This window comes from Streptomyces sp. HSW2009 (assembly GCF_040240285.1).
GTDB lineage: Bacteria > Actinomycetota > Actinomycetes > Streptomycetales > Streptomycetaceae > Streptomyces.
In genome coordinates this window covers 1-4,194 of sequence record NZ_JBEHZD010000614.1, presented here as the reverse complement: position 1 = coordinate 4,194, position 4,194 = coordinate 1, and the positions used below count along the sequence as shown (strand labels likewise).

The following is a 4,194-nucleotide window of genomic DNA, read 5'->3' as shown; positions in this document are numbered from 1 at the left end:
CCTCGGGCAAGGCCGGCACGCGGCGCCGGGCCGCCGCCGGCCGCCTGGTGCGGCGCGGCGGCGCGGACGCCGGTCCCGAGCCGGTGGCGATCGTCGGTATGAGCGGTCGGTTCCCGGGTGCGCGGACGGTGGATGAGCTGTGGCAGGTGCTGGCCGACGGCCGCTCCGTGGTCGGCGAGGCCCCGGCTGACCGGCGCCCCGCCTGGGGCACCGAGCGCCGCATCGCCGCCATCCCCGGCGTCGCCGAGTTCGATCCGCTGTTCTTCGAGATCTCGCCGCGCGAGGCGGAGAACATGGACCCGCGCCAGCGGCTGCTGCTCCAGGAGATGTGGGGCGCCCTGGAGGACGCCGGCTACGGCCCGCGACAGCTCAGCGAAGAGAAGGTGGGTGTCTTCGTCGGCGTCGAGGAGGGTGACTACATCTTCCTCACCGGCGAGGAGGGCAGCGTCACCGCGCACGCCACGTCCATCCTGGCCGCCAGGCTCGCCTACTTCCTGAACCTGTCGGGTCCGAGCATGGCGATCAACACCTCGTGCTCCTCGGGTCTGGTGGCGTTGCACGAGGCGTGCTTGAGCCTGCGGTACGGCGACTGTGACACCGCGATCGTCGCCGGCGCCAACATCCTTTCCTACCCGGGCAGTTACGACGCCCTCGCGCGCGCCGGGATGCTGTCGGAGGAGGGTTTGTGCCGGGCGTTTGACCGGCGTGCGGATGGGATGGTGCCGGGTGAGGCGGTGGCGGTGTTGGTGCTCAAGCGTCAGCAGGCTGCCGAGGCTGATGGTCAGCGGATCTACGCGACGGTGCTGGGCAGTGGCGTCAATTACGACGGTAAGACGAATGGGATCACGGCGCCCAGTGGCGCGGCTCAGGCTCGTCTGTTGCGGGAGACGTACGAGCGTACGGCGATTGCGCCGGAGTCGCTGGAGTATCTGGTGACGCATGGTACGGGTACGCGGCTTGGTGACCCGATTGAGATCAATGCGCTGGCGGAGGCGTTCAAGGAGTCGACGGAGCGGACTGGGTTCTGTGCGTTGACGTCGACGAAGCCGAACATCGGTCATACGCAGGCTGCTTCGGGTCTGGTGAGTGTGATGGTGTTGGCGCAGGCGATGCGGCGGGAGGTGATTCCGCCGAGCATCAATTGTGAAGAGTTGAGTGATTACATTCGGTGGGAGGACAGTCCGTTCTTCGTCAACCGTGAGGTGCGGGCCTGGCCTGAGCGTGTTGACGGGGTGCCGCGGCGTGGTGGGGTGAGTGCCTTCGGGTTCAGTGGCACCAACGCCCACGTCGTACTCGAAGCCCACGGCTCGGCCCGTACGCACCGGGCCCAGTTGGCGGAACAGCCCGCGGTCGCCTCGTACCTGCTGCCGGTCTCGGCCAAGTCCCCCGAGGCCCTGGAACAGTTGCTGACCGCGCTCGCCGATCACCTGGCGGCGCAGAGCGATGCGGGTGCGGGTTACCTGTCGTCGGTCAGTCACACCCTGATGGCCGGTCGGCACCACTTCGCGCACCGGTGTGCGCTGGTGGTCCACGACCGGGAGGACGCGGTACGACTGCTCCGCCAGGCCGCGCAGGGTGAGAAGCCCCGCAAGGTCTACCTGGGCACCGTCACCCGCGACTTCACCCCCAACAGCCTGGTCGAGGACCTGGTGGCGGAGGCCCCGCGCAGCCGCCAGGACTCCGGTCGCTACCAGGAACTCCTGCTGGCCATGGCCGACTTCTACTGCCAGGGTTACGAGCTCCGCTTCGACGGCCTCTTCGACCGGCAACCCACCCGCATCAGCCTGCCCACCCACCCCTTCGCCCGCGAGCTGTACTGGCCGTCCGATGAGGACCTGGCCAAGCAACTCGGCCGCCGCGGCCAGGCGGACGACGCGGACGCCTTCGAGGAGTACACCGCCTACGAAGAGGTCGAGGAGACCGTGAGCGACGGCGGCGAGGGTGCCGCGGTGGCCCCCGGCCCCGGGCGGCGCGCCGAGATGGTCGGCTGGTCGATCGCGCAGTGCCTGGAGTGGGAACTGAAGGACGCGGTGTCGCAACTGCTCAAGCTGCCCATCGACAAGCTGGACGAGTCGGCCAACCTCCAGGACTACGGCTTCGATTCGATCAGCCTGGTGGAGTTCGCCGGTGTGCTCGCCGAGCGGTTGGGCATCGAGCTCACCCCCGACGTCTTCTTCAGCTACCCCACCCTGGAGGGCCTCGGCGGCCACCTGCTTGCCGCGCACGGCGACACCGTCGAGGTCTTCTACCACCCGGGCCACAGCGGCAGCGCCCCCGTCAAGCGGCGGGTGACCCGGGCCGTCAAGCGGCGGCGCCCGGTCTCCGGCCGGGTGGTGCGCAGCGGCGGCGCGGACGCCGGTCCCGAGCCAGTGGCGATCGTCGGTATGAGCGGTCGGTTCCCGGGTGCGCGGACGGTGGACGAGTTGTGGCAGGTGCTGGCCGACGGCCGCTCCATGGTCGGCCAGGTGCCGGCCGACCGGCGTCCCGACTGGGGCACCGAGCGCCGGATGGGCGCGATCGAGGGGGTGGCGGAGTTCGATCCGCTGTTCTTCGAGATCTCGCCGCGCGAGGCGGAGAACATGGACCCGCGCCAGCGCCTGATGCTCCAGGAGATGTGGAAGGCCCTGGAGGACGCCGGTTACGGCGCCGAGCACCTGGGCCGCGAGAAGGTCGGCGTGTTCGTCGGCGTCGAGGAGGCCGACTACGTCTTCCTCACCGGCGAGGAAGGCAGCGTCACCTCCAACGCCACCTCCATCCTCGCCTCGCGCCTGGCGTACTTCCTGAACCTGTCGGGTCCGAGCATGGCGATCAACACCTCGTGCTCCTCGGGTCTGGTGGCGTTGCACGAGGCGTGCCTGAGCCTGCGGTACGGCGACTGTGACACCGCGATCGTCGCCGGCGCCAACATCCTCTCCTTCCCCGGCACCTACGACGCGATGGCCCGCGCCGGGATGCTGTCGGAGGAGGGTTTGTGCCGGGCGTTTGACCGGCGTGCGGATGGGATGGTGCCGGGTGAGGCGGTGGCGGTGTTGGTGCTCAAGCGTCAGCAGGCTGCCGAGGCTGATGGTCAGCGGATCTACGCGACGGTGCTGGGCAGTGGCGTGAACTATGACGGCAAGACGAATGGGATCACGGCGCCCAGTGGCGCGGCTCAGGCTCGTCTGTTGCGGGAGACGTACGAGCGTACGGCGATTGCGCCGGAGTCGCTGGAGTACCTGGTGACGCACGGTACGGGTACGCGGCTTGGTGACCCGATTGAGATCAATGCGCTGGCGGAGGCGTTCAAGGAGTCGACGGAGCGGACTGGGTTCTGTGCGTTGACGTCGACGAAGCCGAACATCGGTCATACGCAGGCTGCTTCGGGTCTGGTGAGTGTGATGGTGTTGGCGCAGGCGATGCGGCGGGAGGTGATTCCGCCGAGCATCAATTGTGAAGAGTTGAGTGATTACATTCGGTGGGAGGACAGTCCGTTCTTCGTCAACCGTGAGGTGCGGGCCTGGCCTGAGCGTGTTGACGGGGTGCCGCGGCGTGGTGGGGTGAGCGCCTTCGGGTTCAGTGGGACCAACGCCCACGTCGTCCTCGAAGCCCACGGCACCGAGCGGGCCGAGCAGGAGCGGCTCGCGGCCCAGCCGGTCGCCCCCGCCTACCTGCTGCCGCTCTCCGCCAAGACCGCCGAGGCGCTGGCCCAGAACCTGACCGCGCTCGCCGATCACCTGGCGGCGCAGAGCGATGCGGGTGCGGGTTACCTGTCGTCGGTCAGTCACACCCTGATGGCCGGTCGGCATCACTTCGCGCACCGGTGTGCGCTGGTGGTCCACGACCGGGAGGACGCGGTACGACTGCTCCGCCAGGCCGCGCAGGGTGAGAAGCCCCGCAAGGTCTACCTCGGTGCCGTACCGCGCGAGTTCTCACCCAACGCCGCCGTGCACACGGTCGTCCAGGAGATGACCGACGAGGCCGCGGGCAACCCACAGGACCACGCCCGCTACCAGGAACTCCTGCTGGCACTGGCCGACTTCTACTGCCAGGGTTACGACCCGCGCCTCCAGGACCTCTTCGAACAGCGGCCCGCCCACATCAGCCTGCCCACCCACCCGTTCGCGGTGCGCAACCTGTGGGTCGGCGGACACCGGGAACGGCTTGCGGCAGCCGCCGCGGCGGCCCCCCCCCCCCCCGCCCAGTGGGGTATACACA

General features: G+C 69.1%; 1 protein-coding gene. It reads left to right on the top strand.

The features are described 5' to 3' along the window. On the top strand, positions 1-4,194 hold a 4,194-nt coding region (locus AAHZ94_RS29515), incomplete at both ends, for a beta-ketoacyl synthase N-terminal-like domain-containing protein (protein ID WP_349996742.1).